This is a genomic window from Leifsonia poae (assembly GCF_050632195.1).
Lineage (GTDB): Bacteria > Actinomycetota > Actinomycetes > Actinomycetales > Microbacteriaceae > Leifsonia > Leifsonia poae_C.
In genome coordinates, this window is record NZ_CP192580.1 from 1,411,001 (window position 1) to 1,425,672 (window position 14,672).

Here is a 14,672-nt window from a genome sequence, read left to right on the forward strand (position 1 = left end):
CTCCGCTCTCAGACCTGAACAGCTTCACCAGATCAGACAGGGTTCACCATGTCAGCGACGACATCAGCTGAAAACCCCGGCAACGCCCGGGTGCTCGCCCAGCGCGAGACAGCCGTGGCAGCGCCACCCAAACGGCGCAAGCGACCGAAGGGCTGGTGGGTGCCGTTCGTGCTGCTCGCCCCGGCCATCATCTTCGAGATCATCATCCACGTCATCCCGATGCTGACGGGCATCTGGATCAGCTTCCTCCAGCTCACCAAGTTCTACATCGCCAACTGGGGCGCCGCCCCGTTCGTCGGACTCAAGAACTACGCGGTCGCCCTCGACTTCAACAGCTCGATCGGCGCGGGGCTGCTCAGCTCGTTCACCGTCACGGTCGGCTTCACCATCCTGGTCGTCGGCATCTCCTGGGGCCTCGGGATGAGCGCAGCGGTCGCCCTGCAGCGCCGGTTCTGGGGCCGCGGCTTCTTCCGCACGCTCTTCCTCGTGCCGTACGCGCTGCCGATGTACGCCGGCATCATCGCCTGGAAGTTCATGCTGCAGAAGGACACCGGCGCGGTGAACCACTTCCTGTTCGACAACCTCCACCTGAACGGCGACAAGCCGTTCTGGCTGATCGGCGGCAACGCGTTCTGGTCGATCGTCATCGTCGCCATCTGGCGGTTGTGGCCGTTCGCCTTCCTGATGCTGATGGCCGGACTGCAGAGCGTTCCCGAAGAGGTCTACGAGGCATCCGCGGTCGACGGCGCCAGGCCTTTCCGGCAGTGGCGGTCGATCACCCTCCCGATGCTGCGCCCCGTGAACACCGTGCTGCTGCTCGTGATGTTCTTATGGACGTTCAACGACTTCAATACGCCGTTCGTGCTCTTCGGTAATGCTCAACCCGCATCCGGTGACCTGATCTCGTTCCACATCTACAACGCCTCGTTCCTCACCTGGAACTTCGGCTCGGGCGCAGCGATGAGCGTGCTGCTGCTGATCTTCCTGCTCATCGTCACCGGCATCTATCTGATGGTCATCAACCGGAGGTCGCGTCGTGCGTGAGACATCCCCCTCGAAAGCTTTCCGCATCGTCGTGCTGGCGGTGCTCACGGTCTTCACGGTCGTCCCCATCTACGTGATGGTGACGACGTCGATGAAGTCGCTTCCGGATGTGCAGGGCGCGTTCACCTGGTGGCCCACCCAGATCACGTTCCAGCCCTTCATCGACATGTGGTCCACCGTGCCGCTCGCCTCGTACTTCGTGAACAGTCTGATCGTTGCCGGTTCGGCGACCATCCTGAGCGTCGTGATCGCCATCTTCGCGGCCTACGCCGTGTCGCGGTACCGGTTCAAGGGGCGCACGGTGTTCACCACGACCGTGCTCTCGACGCAGATGTTCCCCGGCGTGCTGTTCCTGCTGCCGCTGTTCCTCATCTTCGTGAACATCAACCAGGCGGTCGGCATCCAGCTGGTCGGCACACGGTTCGGGCTGGTCATCACCTACCTGACCTTCGCCCTGCCGTTCGCGATCTGGATGCTCGCCGGCTACTTCGACGGCATCCCGCGCGACCTCGACGAGGCGGCGATGGTCGACGGCAGCGGACCGATGGGCGCGCTCTGGCACGTCGTCCTGCCCGCTGCGCGGCCCGGCATCATCGCTGTCGCGATCTACGCGTTCATGACCAGTTGGGGTGAAGTGCTGTTCGCATCCGTGATGACGACGGATGAGAACCGAACGCTCGCGGTCGGCCTGCAGCTCTACTCGACGCAGACCAACGTGTACTGGAACCAGATCATGGCGGCCTCGCTCGTGGTGAGCATCCCGGTGGTCGTCGCGTTCCTGCTCCTGCAGCGGTCGTTCGTGGCCGGGTTGACGGCGGGTGCCGTGAAGTAGCGCTTCGCCGGGCTCGCCCGGATTCTCCACTGTTCTCCTCTTGTTCTTCGTTCCTCCTGAAAGGCCATCATGGAACGTCCTTCCCCCTGCTCTCCGTCGCCGAGGAGTCGCCCGCGATCTGGCTCGGTGCAAACTTCTGGTCCCGCACCGGCGGCCCGCTGATGTGGACCCGCTACGACCCGGAGATCGTGCGCCAGGAGCTGCGCGTGCTCTCGGAGCACGGCCTCAACATGACGCGCTCGTTCTTCTACTGGCCGGATTTCCACCCGACGCCCGACACGCTCGACGAGCAGTGCATCGCCAACTTCCACGACTTCCTGGATGCACACGAGTCGCTCGGCATGACGACCGTGCCGACCTTCCTCGTCGGGCACATGTCGGGTGAGAACTGGGATCCCGTGTGGCGCGGCGACCGCGATCTCTACAGCGACGTCTGGTTCGTGGGACGGCAGGCGTGGTACGTGCGCGAGCTGACCGCGCGGTTCGCCTCGCATCCTGCGGTGTCCGGATGGCTGCTGACGAACGAGGTGCCGATCTACGGCGGGGAGGCACCGCGTCCGATCGTCGAGGCGTGGGCATCCCTGCTCGTCAACGCCGTGCGCGCCGGAGGCGGAACCCAGCCCGTGTCGGTCGGTGATGGTGCCTGGGGCATCGAGACGACAGGCCACGACAACGGCTTCTCGAACACCGACCTCGCCGCCTTCACGGACTTCGTCGGCCCGCACGTGTACCGGATGGAGAGCGACCAGATCCGGCAGCACCTCAAGGCCGCGTACATCGCCGAGCTCTGCCACATCGCCGGGCTCCCGGTGATCATGGAGGAGTTCGGGCTGACCAGCGATTTCGTCTCGCCTGAGGGTGCCGCGACCTACTACCGGCAGCTGCTCTACAACACCCTGCTCGCGGGCGCGACGGGCTGGATCGCCTGGAACAACACCGACTACGACGACCTGATCGATCAGCGTCCGTACTCCCACCATCCCTTCGAGATGCATTTCGGGATCACCGACTCGACCGGCGCGCCCAAGCCGCCCCTGCTCGAGTTGGCGAGTTTCGCATCCGACCTCGCTGCCATCGACATCGCCTCGGTGACGCGCTCGTCGGTGGATGCGGCGCTCGTCGTCCCCTCGCACCTGGCCGCGGACTACCCGTTCACGCAGGAGCCCGAGCGCGCACTGATCGTCGCGGTCGGCGAGCAGGCGTACGTCGCCGCCCACGAGGCTCACCTGCCGGTCGCCGTGGTGCGCGAGTCCGAGGACGGGGAGTGCCGGCCGGCTACGGCCTCTACATCCTCCCCTCCGTCAAGCAGCTCTGCGGCCCGACCTGGAAGCAGCTGCAGTCGCTCGCGTCGGGAGGCGCCACCGTCTACGCCTCATACTGCGTGGGCGACATCGGCGTTCAGCGCGGCCCGTGGTGGGCGTACACGGACGAGCTTTTCGGCATCTCGCACGACTCGGCCTACGGCCTGGTCTCGCCGGTGCTCGACTCTGAAGTCGTCGTGCGGTTCATCGAACCGTTCGGTTCGCTGGCCGCCGGCACCGAGCTGCGGTTCACGACCGCGGGCAACGAGCACTCCCGGTCGTTCCTCCCCGTCACCGCTACAACCGGCACTGTGATCGCCGTGGATGCGCACGACCGTCCCGTCATCGTTTCGCAGCAGCACGGCGCCGGCCGTGCGGTGCTCTCGACCTACCCGCTCGAGTACTTCGCCTCGGCTCTGCCCCGGGTGAACCCCGAAGAGACGTGGCGCCTCTACGACGCGCTGGCCGTGGTCGCGGATGTGGAACGCGACGTCATCCTCGACGACCCTTCGGTGTTCGTGGATACACTCGTGCACCTCGACGGCCGCCGCTTCGTCTTCTTCGTCTCCCAGCATCCGTCGCCCACCGCGGTGTCGCCAACGGTTCTCGGCGGCTCGCTGCGCACTCTGGGCGGGGATGCGGCTGCGACGGTCTCCCTCGACGCCTACGGTGTCGCGGTACTCGAGCTCGTCTACGAATAAGGGTTGTCTGTGTTGCTTGCCCCCGTGGCGTTCGCGCCCGCGCGGACACGCTAGTATGGTCAAGTTGCTTTGGGGCTCCACCCTCAAAGCGACATCGGGCTGTGGCGCAGCTTGGTAGCGCACTTGACTGGGGGTCAAGGGGTCGCAGGTTCAAATCCTGTCAGCCCGACCGATAAAAGCTCCCGGAATCACGCGGAAATCGCGTGGTCCGGGGCTTTCTCTTTGCCCTGTCAGCGGCCTTGTGTGTGCACTGTGTGTGCATCCACCGTTTGGCGGGGCACGGACTGGCTTGCCTTCTCAGCCGCGTCACGCGACGCGGAACCGATCAGGTGGCCGTAGATGTCGGACGTGATGCCGATTGATGAGTGCCCGAGACGTTTGGACACCACCGCGATGTCGACGCCTTCAGCAATCATCAGGGACGCGTTCTCGTGACGCTGTCCGTGGAAGGTGAGCTTGGGCAGTTCGGCTTTGGTCCGGATCTTGTCGAACAGCCGGGTTGCGTACTGCGGCTTGAGGGGCTGGCCGCTCTCGTAGGTGAACACATACCCGGTATCCGCCCACGCCTCACCCCATGACGCCGCCTCCTGCTGTTGCGTGAACTTCCACGCGATGAGCACTCCCGCAACGTGATCGTCAAAGTCGAGCACACGCCTCCCGGAACTTGATTTCGGTGAGCCCTCCGCGATGTGCCGATCTGCCTGAGTGCGGTTGTTGCGGACGTTGATGACGCGACGCGTCATGTCGACATCAGCCCAACGCAGGCCGATCGCCTCACCGCGCCGAAGCCCTGTGAACATGACAACCTCGAACAGCGCGCCCAAGCGGTGACCCACAGCTACGTCGAGGAAGTGCCCCACCTGCGCCGGCTCCCAAACACCAACCTCCTTCTTCTCAACATCCGGTATGTGGATGCCGAGACTCGGATTGTGGTCGATCAGGTCATCGTGATCAGCAGCCTTCAACGAACCCTGGACAACCGCCGCGATACGGCGGACTGTCGTCGCCCCACGACCGCTCTCCGTCAGCTCATCAACGAATGCGTTGACGTGGTGACGACGAATGTCCGTGAGCTTCATGCGGCCCAGCGTGGACGGCTGTATGTCGTTCCGGATGTACCTGGCGTAGTTGCCTGCCGTGGTGTCTTTGAGCACGTCTACGGTCGTTGTGCGGCGTTTGAACCATACGTCGAGGTAGTCGGCATAGGACTGGCGGGTCGGTTTGACGTAGGCGCCGCTGTCAACTTTGATTGCCTGCTTGTTGCGTTCGGTTTGCGCCTCCCGCCTGGTGCTGAAGCCGGCCTGCCGGATCTGCAGCCGCCTGCCCGTCTTCGGGTCGACACCGGCCGAGAGGTAGAAGCCCCACGTGCCGTGTTTGTCGTCCGTCAGCATCCTGGGGCATGCTCGCGTCTTCTGTGCGTCAGAGGCCCCCGAGGGGAGCGACGGAAACTGTTTGCCCCCGCTGTCGCGGCATCCGCAGCGGCGGTAGATGTCATTCGCCATTGGGTATCCCTACTTCCGTTTCACGTTGTTGTAGATCCAACTCCCGTTGCCGGCGTGGTCGATCACGAACTGGTCGGGTGAAATTCCGAATGCGGTGGACAACCTCTCGAGGTCATCAGTGCCGATCCTGCGGTGACCGTTCCAGACTTTCCCCGCAGTCGCGATCGATACCCGCAGAATCTCGGCGAGCTCGCGGCGACGCATGTCCTGGTACGCGAACAGCCACCGGATGTTCTGGGCAGTGATGTCGGTGAGCGTGTGACGCGCCTTAATTGAGCTGAGCAAGAGGGGCCGGCTCGCCATGACGGTGGTCATTTTTCACCAGCGTTCCCGAGCACCGCGAGCGCGACGGTTGTCCAGTCGACACCGCGATCTTTTGCCGCGTAGTAGAGATCGGACACTGACGATTCGGTGGTGAACTGTGCCACGAGCGCCTTAGTTTGCCGGGTTTCGATTTCGTCCGCGTACTGACGCATAAGCGTCGGCAGGTCTTCGTAGAGGTCGGCCTTGGACCGCAGGTCCGATGGGCTCATGTCGTCCGAGGTTCCCTGGAGAAGAACAGAGCCGCTGTATTTGCCTTCGCTGACGATCGCCTCGAGGACGACTTCACCTTCATCGAAAGATGTCCGCGAGAACCGATGCGCATTGGGTTCGCCGAACGGCTCGTGCAACCAACCGTCGCAACCTTCGATGTCGCATGGTGTGGCCCGTGCAATCTCCGCTGCCGCGTCATACTGCGCAAGCAGTTCTGACGCCGAAGGTTCCGTGCTGTCACGGTTTTCGCTGGCAGGGATTCCAGTATTCTTGTTCTCGTTCATGATGGTTCCTTTCAGGGGTACATCGTGGATAGCCTCCGATCTGTTCGCGCAGACCGGGGGCCTTTCTTATGTCACGGCTGTTCGGCCGTCACGTCATTCAATTCGCCGCCCTTGGAGCCATCTGCTGGCCCCAAGAAGCCGCGTTCTCGAGCAAGTCCCACCCATCGGGCGCTTGTCGAATACGCCTTGTAAAAGTGCTTCTGTACGGATTGAGTCGGATTCTCCCCGTCCTCCCACGCCTTCCGGTAAACGTCAGCAACCTCCTTGAGTAAGGCATCCGTGATCCGATCGCGGCGTCTGGTGGTCGGGACGGTACGCACCCGCGCGGCAAGCGCTGGGTCCGCAGAAATGATCGAATCCCATTCACTTCTAGACATGCCTTCCGGACGCGTGCTCGTAGAAATGATGTTGTCGGCACTGATGTTGTAGTAGTCCATTTGCTGCACGGCTTTGCGCTTCCACCAGGGGAACGAGCGCAGAGCCTTCAGGCGGTTGACCGTCTCGTCCACGTCCAAGCCAACGGAGTGGGTACTGGCTAGAGACAGCTCACCGTCCGCTGCCCAGAACTGCACGCAAATCATTACCTGAGTTCCGCCTTCGGCGATCCACATCTCAAACAGACGAGGCAATTGGTAAATCCCTACCTGCTCGATTGGCAGCTTCGCTATCAGTTCCAGGCTGTACCCACTCCACCCCGCGCGCACCCACGCAACGTGCCAATTCTCGGGCATTCTCAGGTCGTCCAACGACGATTCGCTTTCCGTCACGTATCAAGTAAACCACAACCGGTAACGAACTGACAAGGGCCTTATCGCCTACGTGAGCCTGAAAAGGTAAGCCCTTCTGGTGCACGAACGGTAGGCAATCGGTAAGATAGTGGTATGGACGTTCAAGATGCCATGAGGATCGCCAGGGCACGTGAGGCTCTCGCCCTGGGCGAGGCACGCAAGTTGCGCCTGGCCTCTCGGCTGTCTCTTGCCGACATGGCCGCTAGCTGCGGCACAAGTGCGGCTTCGGTTTGGCGGTGGGAAAACGGCCAGCGAACCCCTCGCGGCCCACTGGCAATTAGGTACGGCCGAGTCCTCGATCTCCTGAGGGGAATGCAGCAATGACGCTACAAGAGATGACCGCCGCCGAGATCCGGGCGTACAAGACCCGCCCAACCAACTCGGTGAAAGACACGGCGCGGTTCATGGGTGTCGGGATCAAAGAGACGTACTCAGCGATCCACCGCAACGAACTGCCCGCCCTTCGGCTGGGCCGAACGATCCTGGTGCCCACCGCAAAGATTCTCGCGCTACTTGGCGCGGACGAAACGTAAGACCCGCACTCCACGCAGGTGGTCAACTCTTCACCACCTGAACCCAGTCCCACTTTTGCTAGACCGTTGAGATCCACCATGACCGAACTGGTGTCAGATGCCCTCAGAAGTTGCTCCCACCCACCCCACAACATCAGCCAACAGCCGCCTACAAGACATTCGAGTCGACCCGAACGAGTTCGACGGCCTAACACCCGCTGACCTCACACCCGCCACCATCCGCCGCTACATTGCAGCGCGCAACTGGCGCGAGAGCCACGTCGCTGACCGCGGCGCATACGCCGATCCCACATGGCGTGAAGTCCTCCGAAACATCGGCGACTGGCGATCGAAGTACTTCGCCGGCCAGGGTGATCAGTGAGCACCGGCACGACTGCGGTCACCGAACCGACCATGCGCGTTCGTCGGGCGATCGACCTTCCCCCGCGAAGCCCCCGACATGGTTGGCACGCGGGTTCCTGCCGCGCGGCGAAATCGCTGTACTCGTTGGCGAAGAGGGCATCGGCAAATCCCTCACCTGGGTAGTGATGGTCGCCCACATCACCACGGGCGCACCCTTCAAGCCGTTCAACATTCCCAAGCGTGAACCGCAGGATGTCGTCCTGATCATCACTGAGGACAGTTGGGCGGAAGTGTCGGCCCGCCTCACAGTGGCCGGCGCGGATATGGCGCGCGTCCACCTGATGTCCGAAGCCGACGACGGTTCCGGAACCCCTATCTTCCCCGAGCACATGCCTCCACTGCTCGAGGCGATCGAAGCCGAAGCAATCAACCCTGCACTGATCGTTGTCGACGCATGGTTGGACACGGTCGAGGCCGGCCTACAGGTTCGGAACACCCAGCACGGCCGTCAAGCGCTCGCCCCATGGAAGGCAACCGCAACGCAGCTCGACGCCACCGTGTTGCTGATCACGCACACCAACCGGATGGACACGGCAAACACCCGTGACCTCCTAGGGTCGACCGTTGCGCTTCGCCAGAAGGCCCGCATGATCCTGTTCGCTGCGAGGGCTCCGCACGATGGTGAGAACGGCACGGACACTCACGTGTGGATCGGCCCGGAGAAGTCAAACACCACCGGGGTGCACGACGCTGTGCGCTTCACCATCAACATTGAGCAGCATCGCCTGGAAACCGACGACGACCCCGGAACCGTGGCAACCCTCATCAACGCCTCAAGCGCCGGTGCATCCATCAAGCAATTGCTGCAGGAATGGCGCGACGAACAGCAAGCCGATGAGCACACCCCAACCCAGCCCGAAAAGGCAGAGCAATTCGTGCGCGACTACATGCTCGGCAAAGAGATAGTCCTAGCGAACGAAGTACACGCCGCCGCACAAGCAGCCGGGTACGGCCAGAAGGCCGTACGCACCGCCATGAAAAACATCGGCACATCCCGTCCCGCGTCGCCAGGAGCCCCATGGCTCTACTCACTCCACACGCAGTCTCGGCAATCGACTGCCACTACTTTCAAATCTACCGACACTGCCCAGACTGCCGAAACAGGCCTATTCCTTACTAGTCACGGCGAAAAAACTAGCAAGACAACCCAGACAGACACTAAGTTTCGGCAGTTTCGGCAGTCCGAGCAGACCTGGAACCAATACGCGGGCAATGCCGACACTGGTGCCAACACTGGCGGTGAACGATGAAAACCTACCGCCTGCACAAATGCCACAGCCAGCACAGGACCGTCAAAACCTTCCTGAGCTGCGCCATCCCCAGAGCCGCGTGGGTCATCGGTCAAGGCAGATACGCCGTCATCGCCTGGTGCAACGTCCCAACCATCACCCTCTGGGAAGTCGCCACCCCCGCGTACGACGCACTAGACGACCTCAACGAAACCGCATGCGGCAGCCGGTGCAGAAAACGACACGAGCTCGTGTACATCGCAGGGGGCACCCATGAATGAGATCCGCTTCGAAGACCTCACTCTCCGGGAGTCCAGGATCTTCGCCTGCGGGTACGCGGAAGCCCTTGACGACCTCACCCCACAACTGGACGAAGCGATCGCCATGTGTAGGCAACGCACAGCACAACTCGTCCAAGCACAACGCGACCTCGCCAACGCGGAAGCCGGCCACTGGGAACGCATCCACAACACCCATCAGCAAGCCGCAGAAGCCGCAGCACGAAGCATCGAAATCAAAAAAGCCCGTGCCGCCCACGCCGCCAAATACGCCAAAGGAAAAGCAGCATGAACCTCAACAACATCGAAGCAGGAAACATCACCAGCACCACCTTCTACCAACTCGCCAACACCTTCATGGACCAAGGCTTCAGAAGCGGCGACCTCGCAACCCTCATCAACGCAACAACAACCACCCTCGAAACATCAGAAGACCCCCTACAGACGGCAGCCGAACTTGTCCTCGCAGCCGTAGTCATCTACACCCATCAGACGGCCAACTACATCGGCGACCACCAAACCCGCGCGCTCATCAAAGGCTGCATCGCCGCAGCTCAGATTGACGATGCACTCGAGGACGCCAAATGACCCACCCACTCGTCATCACCTACGACGCGCTGCTCAAACTCTCACAAGGGACAACCGACCGAGACCTCGCCGACCACATCGTCAGCCACATCAACAGTCAGCCCAACAAAGCACAAGCAGCAGCAGACCTCGCAACCGCCACAATCATCGCCTTCCACCAACGTCTCACCGAAGACCACGGCGACGAACAAGCCCGACAACTCATCGAACAGACCTACACCAGCCTCATCCTCGAAGACACAACCGGAGACATCAATGACCTACACAACCAGTCGTGATCGGTCTGTTCGTGCGCTCTCGATGATTCACGGGAACTCGCCGCGCGCGCATGAGGCCGGCGTGCCCGCGGTGCACACACGCTGCACACTCGGAGGAAAGTTCCCAGTGGTTGCGGGGGAGTCAGCCTCATCCCTTGTCGCTGTGTCAAGTGCGCGGGTGATCTCAGGTGGCTAGCGCAATTCGTGTGGCAGTGGATGCCCAACAGGATCTCTACCCGCGGTACGCCAACGCTATGGCTGCGCTGCGAGCTACCGACCCAGGCGCAGTGCAGGTGGTAGCCGACTATGTGCACCTACTGCGCGAAGAGAACGCAGCTCGACGTGTGGCCGCCCGCGACCGGCTTGAACGAACGACAGGAGAGCGATGATGCACGACCTGAACACCACCCCCCACCCCCTTTTTCGACGTTGGGCGGCCCCCGCTATACCCCGAGAAATATTGGGGGAGTTTTCAGATTCCGGTTTTTGGGTGCTGCTCGTGGTTGAGGGGATGGTTTACCTGAATTCGGATGGGTCGCGTTGGGTGCCGGCGTTTTAAGGGGCAGCGTCCGCCGTTTCAGCGGGGTAATCGGGTGTCTGTGGGGAATCGGGGGCCGATGTCGCATGGTGTGTATTCGTCGCGCCGGTTTTTGCCGCTTGCGGATGAGATTGCTCGTGAGTTGCGGGGGACTGTGGGGCTTGAGTGGTTGGATACTCCGCGTTTCGTTGAGCGGTTGCGCCGGTATTCGATTGCTGCGGCGCAGCTGGAGCTTTTGGAGGCGTGGATTGATCAAATTCCGTTTGTTGAGGCTGCTTCGGTTCCGATGAGGGATGGGGGCACGCAGACGGCGTTGGATCTGCAGTTGGATTTGATGGCGACGGTTCACACGTGGGCGAAGCGGTGTGGTTTGTATCCGAGTGTTGGTGCGGATGTTCAGGCGGATATTGATGCGTCGTTGCGGACTGTGGTGAAGCGACGTGAGCGCGAGGCGTTGCAGGCTGCGTTGCTCGAGGACGTAGGAAAGCAGATGGCTGCTAATCCGGTGGCGTGGACGATCCCGTGGAAACGGTTCACGGATCCTCGGGGTCAGGGTTGATGGTGGGACTCTCCTGCTCTGTGGGATTCAATAGCGACCCGGGGAGCGCACCTAGTTCGTTGGCGGTCTGTTCGCGCGTCCATCGCCCGCTGCGCCATTCTGCGATTGTTGCGGTGACTTGCGAAAGTGCTGCCATTTGGGTGTCGATGCGTTCTTGTTCGATGCGACTGATGGATTCGCGGAGCGCAATCGCTATTGGTTCGTCTTTGCCCCGAGCGAGCATTGCGACATGGTTCGCTGCGATGTTCAGGGCAAAGGTGATGGGTTGGAATATGGCGTGCACAACTGCCGCCGTGCTTTGGGTGATTTTGATCTGGTCGAGTTTGTATTTGATGAGCTCATCCAGGTGCTTCCCCACGGCCTCAACAAAACGTTGCAGCGCGTTGTCAAGAGACTCGTTGTATCTCGCCGCCCGGTCCCCTCTGAATAGGAGCCACGCAAGAAATCCGCTGATGGCTGCGCCAAACAGTGTCGCTACCACCGTTGACCAGAAGGCGTTCCAATCCCACGAGTTCAAAGTCTCGACGAGGCGCGCAAGTTCGCAACCAATGTCATCCGTTGTGCACATCATGAGCGGCACTCTATCTTCGGGGACCTTGCTGGCGTATCCCACGTTGGGGGTGACAAATGTTTGAAGGCCTGCCTGTTGAGGTTCGCGCTCTTTTGAAGCCGGATGGGTCCGTTATCGTCCCGCCTGCAGTGGTGCCGTGGCTTGAGTTGCAGCTGCGTGAGCAGCTCAAGAAGGCGCGCGGGAACCCGTCTTCGCCGGCCGTTGCTTTATTGAAGGCATTCACTGTTGCAGCGGAGCGGTTTGAATCTGCTGGTCAGAGTTCCTTTTCCGGAACCACTGAGCGGCCGGCTGGGAGAATTGATGTATCGGGAGTTGAGGGTTCGTTTCTGACTTCTGCGCAGGCCGCTGAGCTTACTGAGCGGTCTGAGCGTGGGATTCGTAAGGCTTGCGAGCGACAGAAGTTGCCTGCGCAGAAGGTCGGGAATCTGTGGCATATCGCCCCGAAGGATCTTGATAACTACATTTACCGAAGGGTGCGCCCGATGGCGACGAAGAAGGATGAGCTGGTGCCGGTCACGGCTGAGGATGTGGCGCAGGCGTGGACTGACGTCGAGAACGCGAAGACTGCGGCGGCTGAACTCCGCACCCGGGTCGTCAACGGCGACGACACGATTACTCAGTCGGATATTGCGTCGCAGCAGGGTGTCGTGGAGTGGCTCGAGCTGGTTGCGCATCGCACCGAGAACCAGCGGGAGCGGTATGAGGAAGCGTATGCGATTCGGGCTCGTAAGGATCTCAAGGCAGAGATCCTTGCCTCTCAGGTCGGTGACAGCCAGCAGTTGCTTCAGTCCCTGAATTCATTGTTCGCGTACGTGCGAAGCATTGAAACGCTTGGCGCCGAACATGATGCGCGGTACAAGGACTGGGGTAACCGACTGCGTGCCCTGGGTGTGCCTGAACTTGGTGTTGTGTCGGAAGATCACGACGGGATGGGCATGGAGTCCGGTGGGTCCGCGATTCTGATCGACTCTGTACGGTTGGCGCCAGTGAACGCACCGAACCTTCTGCGGTTGATCTTCGATGTGGGAGAAACCGGGATCGCGATGACGAAGGACGAGTCACGTCTTCGCATGGCGATCGAGATTGTTGAGCCGGTTGGCAAGGCGGTCGCGTGATGTCCTCCGACCGTGAGATCGAAGAGTGGCTGAAGACGGCGACACCTGAACAGGTCGTCGCTGCACGTAAGTCGGGACAGCTAAACACCTACCTTGGCCGCGCCGACACCCCACCCTTCCCAGACAGCGTGGCTTCAACAAGCTGACCGCGCCTATCTCTTTGGCCCCTAGCGGGGCCTTCCGCATTGAACGGGCCCCCGCTGGGGGCTTTTCGTATTTAAGGACCATGGCCCCGGAAGGGCCTTGGCATTTAAAGGGCAACTTCATGACCTCAGGAAGTAACAACTTTGAAGGCGGCTCGAACGGTGTCGCTATCACGAACGCCAACTCCGGGGGCGCTTCTGGTACCGCGTTCGATAGCGCCTTCGGTGCCGGTTTTCTCTACAGCGCATCGGACGCCACGCAGGGGACGATGGGTGCTTCTGTCGCCGGTGGCACGTTCGGCGCTGGCCAGTGGAACCTGCCGAATTCGACCAAGTTCTCGGCGAAGATGAAGTTCACTCCGAAGGCTTCTCCTGCCACATCCGATGCGCATTTGATGCGGGCTCACAACGGGTCTGGCGGACGCCTTTTCACCGTGCACATCAATACGGCCGGCAAGCTCCGCGTCGATGACGCAGTTGGCACTTCGGGTGTGTTTACGTTCTCCAACGTTCTGGCGGCGAACACCACGTATCGGCTCGAGGCGTATGTGGTTGCGGGCACCACAACTTCTAACGGCACGATCAAGGTCGCGTATTACACCGGCAACTCAACAACCCCGGTGGAGTCGACCTACCTGAATTCGGCGGCGAACGTTGGCGCGGCAAGCAACTTCACATCCCTCTATATGGGCAAGTACACGAACACTGCCGAGGCCTACGGCTTTGACGAGTTCGCATTCGATACGAGCCTCACCGACTTCATCGGGGTTGGCACGACTACACCTCCCATGGTGTCGACGCCACCGAACCAGAACGTGGCTGTTAGCGCCGCGGTGACCGCTGCCGTGGTCGCGTCTTCCTCGAGCGGCACGATCTCGTCGTATGCGTGGTCTTACGTGTACCCGGTGTCTGGCACGGGTGCTCCCACCCTCTCGGGCACAACGACGAACACGGTTAGTCTGACGGCCGGTTCCGCAGGGAGCCTTTACACGTTGCAGTGCATCGTTACCGATTCGAACGCGCTAACCACCACGGTGTCCACCGAGGTGCGCGTACCGACCACGGGCAGCGCGTCGGCTCTTCCTGGTCCGCCGACTGCTGTATCCGGTTCGTGGTCGAACGTGGGTGGCGCCGCAACAGAGGGCGAAGCGCTTTCGGATGCGTCGTCAACGACCTATGTCGAGTCGTCCAATCTGAGTGGCACTGGTCAGTCTGAGCGGTTCCGTATGGTGCCGATGGTGGCGCGCAGTTCGCTTGATATCGCATCGCAGCTTTGGTTGGGAACTAGTGGTGCTGCTACTGCCAAGGTGCGGCTGTATCAGGGCTCCACGCAGCTTCAGGAGTGGACCCAGGCGCTTACAACGACGACGCCGACCATTTACACGTTCTCGGCGTCGTCAGGGACGGTCACCGCGATCACGGACTGGGGCAACTTGTACCTCGAGTCCTATGCGACATCGCCGTAAGGAGGGA

The 14,672-nt window shown here is 61.5% G+C and carries 18 protein-coding genes and 1 tRNA gene; 14 read left to right on the top strand and 5 right to left on the bottom strand.

Going from position 1 to position 14,672, the window contains the following annotated elements:
* The first annotated feature begins 48 nt into the window (after window positions 1–48).
* The 5 genes from ACQ86A_RS07170 to ACQ86A_RS07190 all read left to right on the top strand — a co-directional run bounded on the left by ACQ86A_RS07170 (window position 49) and on the right by ACQ86A_RS07190 (window position 4,047).
* Entirely contained in the window at window positions 49–1,044 is a 996-nt protein-coding gene (locus ACQ86A_RS07170; RefSeq protein ID WP_431279868.1) for a carbohydrate ABC transporter permease, read from the top strand.
* Window positions 1,037–1,876, top strand: a complete 840-nt coding sequence (locus ACQ86A_RS07175) for a carbohydrate ABC transporter permease (protein ID WP_431279869.1) — start codon at window positions 1,037–1,039, stop codon at window positions 1,874–1,876. Before ACQ86A_RS07170 ends, ACQ86A_RS07175 begins: the two co-directional genes overlap by 8 nt.
* A 161-nt stretch (window positions 1,877–2,037) precedes the next feature.
* Complete coding sequence (locus ACQ86A_RS07180) at window positions 2,038–3,492, top strand: cellulase family glycosylhydrolase (protein WP_431279870.1); 1,455 nt, start codon at window positions 2,038–2,040, stop codon at window positions 3,490–3,492.
* Window positions 3,489–3,878 (top strand): hypothetical protein, encoded by a 390-nt coding sequence (locus ACQ86A_RS07185; protein WP_431279871.1) that lies wholly within the window; start codon window positions 3,489–3,491, stop codon window positions 3,876–3,878. The genes ACQ86A_RS07180 and ACQ86A_RS07185 overlap by 4 nt, the downstream gene beginning before the upstream one ends.
* A 95-nt stretch (window positions 3,879–3,973) precedes the next feature.
* Window positions 3,974–4,047: transfer RNA gene (locus ACQ86A_RS07190), tRNA-Pro, on the top strand.
* 61 nt (window positions 4,048–4,108) lie between these two features.
* Here ACQ86A_RS07190 and ACQ86A_RS07195 read toward each other — a convergent pair.
* From ACQ86A_RS07195 to ACQ86A_RS07210, 4 genes are all read right to left on the bottom strand, one after another.
* On the bottom strand, window positions 4,109–5,269 hold the full coding sequence (locus tag ACQ86A_RS07195) for a tyrosine-type recombinase/integrase (protein ID WP_431279872.1): 1,161 nt from the start codon (window positions 5,267–5,269) through the stop codon (window positions 4,109–4,111).
* A 120-nt stretch (window positions 5,270–5,389) separates the two neighbouring features.
* Window positions 5,390–5,695 (bottom strand): helix-turn-helix domain-containing protein, encoded by a 306-nt coding sequence (locus tag ACQ86A_RS07200; protein ID WP_431279873.1) that lies wholly within the window; start codon window positions 5,693–5,695, stop codon window positions 5,390–5,392.
* The gene (locus tag ACQ86A_RS07205; protein WP_431279874.1) at window positions 5,692–6,198 is read right to left on the bottom strand and encodes a hypothetical protein; all 507 of its coding nucleotides are present in this window, start codon (window positions 6,196–6,198) and stop codon (window positions 5,692–5,694) included. Before ACQ86A_RS07205 ends, ACQ86A_RS07200 begins: the two co-directional genes overlap by 4 nt.
* A 71-nt stretch (window positions 6,199–6,269) precedes the next feature.
* Window positions 6,270–6,965, bottom strand: coding sequence for a hypothetical protein (locus ACQ86A_RS07210; protein WP_431279875.1), 696 nt, complete (start codon window positions 6,963–6,965; stop codon window positions 6,270–6,272).
* Between the two features lie 216 nt (window positions 6,966–7,181).
* On the opposite strand from ACQ86A_RS07210, the gene ACQ86A_RS07215 reads away from it, so the two are divergent.
* The 7 genes from ACQ86A_RS07215 to ACQ86A_RS07245 all read left to right on the top strand — a co-directional run bounded on the left by ACQ86A_RS07215 (window position 7,182) and on the right by ACQ86A_RS07245 (window position 11,370).
* On the top strand, window positions 7,182–7,310 hold the full coding sequence (locus ACQ86A_RS07215; RefSeq protein ID WP_431280399.1) for a hypothetical protein: 129 nt from the start codon (window positions 7,182–7,184) through the stop codon (window positions 7,308–7,310).
* Between the two features lie 11 nt (window positions 7,311–7,321).
* A complete protein-coding gene (locus ACQ86A_RS07220; protein WP_431279876.1) occupies window positions 7,322–7,519 on the top strand; it encodes a hypothetical protein in 198 nt (65 codons plus the stop codon).
* Window positions 7,520–7,869: 350 nt separating this feature from the next.
* Window positions 7,870–9,171: an AAA family ATPase gene (locus ACQ86A_RS07225; RefSeq protein WP_431279877.1), complete on the top strand. Its 1,302-nt coding sequence runs from the start codon at window positions 7,870–7,872 to the stop codon at window positions 9,169–9,171.
* A gap of 252 nt (window positions 9,172–9,423) precedes the next feature.
* Complete coding sequence (locus tag ACQ86A_RS07230; RefSeq protein WP_431279878.1) at window positions 9,424–9,720, top strand: hypothetical protein; 297 nt, start codon at window positions 9,424–9,426, stop codon at window positions 9,718–9,720.
* Entirely contained in the window at window positions 9,717–10,016 is a 300-nt protein-coding gene (locus tag ACQ86A_RS07235; protein WP_431279879.1) for a hypothetical protein, read from the top strand. The genes ACQ86A_RS07230 and ACQ86A_RS07235 overlap by 4 nt, the downstream gene beginning before the upstream one ends.
* Complete coding sequence (locus ACQ86A_RS07240; protein ID WP_431279880.1) at window positions 10,013–10,294, top strand: hypothetical protein; 282 nt, start codon at window positions 10,013–10,015, stop codon at window positions 10,292–10,294. Before ACQ86A_RS07235 ends, ACQ86A_RS07240 begins: the two co-directional genes overlap by 4 nt.
* 608 nt (window positions 10,295–10,902) lie before the next feature.
* Window positions 10,903–11,370, top strand: a complete 468-nt coding sequence (locus ACQ86A_RS07245; RefSeq protein ID WP_431279881.1) for a hypothetical protein — start codon at window positions 10,903–10,905, stop codon at window positions 11,368–11,370.
* On the opposite strand, the gene ACQ86A_RS07250 is transcribed toward ACQ86A_RS07245, so the two are convergent.
* Window positions 11,345–11,941 carry a hypothetical protein gene (locus ACQ86A_RS07250; protein ID WP_431279882.1) on the bottom strand — a complete coding sequence of 199 codons (597 nt, stop codon included), beginning with the start codon at window positions 11,939–11,941 and terminating at the stop codon, window positions 11,345–11,347. The genes ACQ86A_RS07245 and ACQ86A_RS07250 overlap by 26 nt on opposite strands.
* Window positions 11,942–11,997: 56 nt before the next feature.
* On the opposite strand from ACQ86A_RS07250, the gene ACQ86A_RS07255 reads away from it, so the two are divergent.
* Complete coding sequence (locus tag ACQ86A_RS07255; RefSeq protein ID WP_431279883.1) at window positions 11,998–13,056, top strand: helix-turn-helix domain-containing protein; 1,059 nt, start codon at window positions 11,998–12,000, stop codon at window positions 13,054–13,056.
* 265 nt (window positions 13,057–13,321) lie between these two features.
* Entirely contained in the window at window positions 13,322–14,665 is a 1,344-nt protein-coding gene (locus ACQ86A_RS07260) for a hypothetical protein (protein WP_431279884.1), read from the top strand.
* Window positions 14,666–14,672 lie beyond the last annotated feature (7 nt).

Excerpts from the sequence above, each read along its gene's own strand:
- ACQ86A_RS07205 (WP_431279874.1), bottom strand. The coding sequence starts at position 6,198 with ATGAACGAGAACAAGAATACTGGAATCCCTGCCAGCGAAAACCGTGAC.
- ACQ86A_RS07230 (WP_431279878.1), top strand. The coding sequence starts at position 9,424 with ATGAATGAGATCCGCTTCGAAGACCTCACTCTCCGGGAGTCCAGGATC.
- ACQ86A_RS07195 (WP_431279872.1), bottom strand. The coding sequence starts at position 5,269 with ATGCTGACGGACGACAAACACGGCACGTGGGGCTTCTACCTCTCGGCC.
- ACQ86A_RS07260 (WP_431279884.1), top strand. The coding sequence starts at position 13,322 with ATGACCTCAGGAAGTAACAACTTTGAAGGCGGCTCGAACGGTGTCGCT.
- ACQ86A_RS07250 (WP_431279882.1), bottom strand. The coding sequence starts at position 11,941 with ATGATGTGCACAACGGATGACATTGGTTGCGAACTTGCGCGCCTCGTC.
- ACQ86A_RS07200 (WP_431279873.1), bottom strand. The coding sequence starts at position 5,695 with ATGACCACCGTCATGGCGAGCCGGCCCCTCTTGCTCAGCTCAATTAAG.
- ACQ86A_RS07170 (WP_431279868.1), top strand. The coding sequence starts at position 49 with ATGTCAGCGACGACATCAGCTGAAAACCCCGGCAACGCCCGGGTGCTC.
- ACQ86A_RS07235 (WP_431279879.1), top strand. The coding sequence starts at position 9,717 with ATGAACCTCAACAACATCGAAGCAGGAAACATCACCAGCACCACCTTC.
- ACQ86A_RS07215 (WP_431280399.1), top strand. The coding sequence starts at position 7,182 with ATGGCCGCTAGCTGCGGCACAAGTGCGGCTTCGGTTTGGCGGTGGGAA.
- ACQ86A_RS07240 (WP_431279880.1), top strand. The coding sequence starts at position 10,013 with ATGACCCACCCACTCGTCATCACCTACGACGCGCTGCTCAAACTCTCA.
- ACQ86A_RS07220 (WP_431279876.1), top strand. The coding sequence starts at position 7,322 with ATGACCGCCGCCGAGATCCGGGCGTACAAGACCCGCCCAACCAACTCG.
- ACQ86A_RS07255 (WP_431279883.1), top strand. The coding sequence starts at position 11,998 with ATGTTTGAAGGCCTGCCTGTTGAGGTTCGCGCTCTTTTGAAGCCGGAT.
- ACQ86A_RS07180 (WP_431279870.1), top strand. The coding sequence starts at position 2,038 with ATGTGGACCCGCTACGACCCGGAGATCGTGCGCCAGGAGCTGCGCGTG.